Raw genomic sequence first — 1,463 nt, forward strand, 5'->3', positions numbered from 1 at the left:
CGAACTTGGTGGCGCTGTAGACGGCGGACATGGCGTAGGCGTTGCGGCCGGCGAGTGAGCCGATGTTGACGATGTCGGCGACCTGACGCGGCTGTTCGGCGGCGGCCTTGACCAGGTGGGGGACGGCCGCGTGGGCGGTGTACATCAGGCCCATGAGGTTGATGTCGATCATGCGCCGCCAGTCGTTCAGGTCCGCACTGGGGGCGGGCCCGAGCAGCATGAGGCCGGCGTTGTTGACCAGGATGTCCAGGCGGCCCAGGTTCTCGACGGTCCGCTCGACCGCTTCCGCGGCGGCCTGGGCGGTGGTGATGTCGGCGGGCACGACCAGGGCCTTGCCGCCGGCGCCGGTGATTTCCGCGGCGAGGTCGGTGAGCCGGTCCTCGCGCCGGCCGACCAGGGCCACGGAGGCGCCCTCGCGGGCAAGCTCCAGGGCGGTGGCGTGCCCGATGCCGCTGGATGCCCCGGTGACCAGGGCGACGGTTCCTTCAAGACGACGAGTCATGGGTTCAAGCCTTTCGATGAACGGCCGCGCTGCTGCGGGCCGTACGGGACAGGGGGAGGACCGCCCTATGGGTGGGGGCCGTATGGGGGTAGAGGCCGCTCAGGGCAGGGCCGAGGGCACAATGGGGAAGTGAGCAGCACTGGGCAGAAGACCACCGACAGCACGCGTCGAGAGATCAAGACCGAGGGAGAACTACCGCCTCGCGAACGCCTGGTCCGGGCCGCGTCGCGGCTGTTCTACTACGAGGGCGTCCGCGCGATCGGGGTGGAGCGGCTGATCGCCGAGGCCGGGGTGACCAAGGCGACCTTCTACCGGCACTTCGCCTCCAAGGACGACCTGGTCGTGGCCTACCTGCTGACCAAGGACGCCTACTACAAGGAGGTGGCCGAACCGCTGGCCGCCGGGCACCCGCCCGCGGAGGCGATCGACCTGATCTTCGAGGCCATCGCCGAGCACGCCCGCGAGCGCGGCTTTCGCGGATCGCCGTTCCTGAACGCGGCCGCCGAGTACCCGGACGCCGGCCATCCGATCCGCGGCCTGGTGACGTCCCACCGGAACTGGATCCGCACCCTCTTCCAGCAGCTGCTCACCCGGCTCGGCCACGCCGACCCGGAGTCGGCCGCCGGTGCGCTGCTGATGCTGTACGACGGCGCGATGGCCGCCGGCTACCTGGACGACTCGACGGCCGCCCACAAGACCCTGCTGAACGCGGTCCGGCTGATCCGGTCTGACGGCTGACCCCATCGGGGCCGCGCGAATCAGCGGCCCTCTGCGGGGCCCCGGCCAGGCCGGGGCGCGGGTTGCTTTCATAGAACTTTTTGATCTCTCTTCGACGTGCACCGGGGATCCCTGGCAGGTTCTCTGCCTGGAGGCAGTCCCGCCCCAGAAGGCCGAGAGGCCATTCCCCAAAGGGTAGGAAGACCGGTCGTTCTCCCTCTCGACGATAGCCCCCTCGGCGTCC

General features: G+C 70.0%; 2 protein-coding genes. One reads left to right on the forward strand and one right to left on the reverse strand.

Going from position 1 to position 1,463, the window contains the following annotated elements; translation table 11 throughout:
- Nucleotides 1–502, reverse strand: a 502-nt coding sequence (locus tag ACFY0T_RS50280) for an SDR family NAD(P)-dependent oxidoreductase (protein WP_388885987.1), incomplete at its 3' end; no start/stop codon positions are given.
- 129 nt (nt 503–631) lie between these two features.
- On the opposite strand from ACFY0T_RS50280, the gene ACFY0T_RS50285 reads away from it, so the two are divergent.
- Nucleotides 632–1,240 (forward strand): TetR/AcrR family transcriptional regulator, encoded by a 609-nt coding sequence (locus tag ACFY0T_RS50285; RefSeq protein ID WP_388885991.1) that lies wholly within the window; start codon nt 632–634, stop codon nt 1,238–1,240.
- Nucleotides 1,241–1,463: the final 223 nt, after the last annotated feature.

It is taken from the genome of Streptomyces sp. NPDC001530 (assembly GCF_042894545.1).
Taxonomy (GTDB): domain Bacteria; phylum Actinomycetota; class Actinomycetes; order Streptomycetales; family Streptomycetaceae; genus Streptomyces.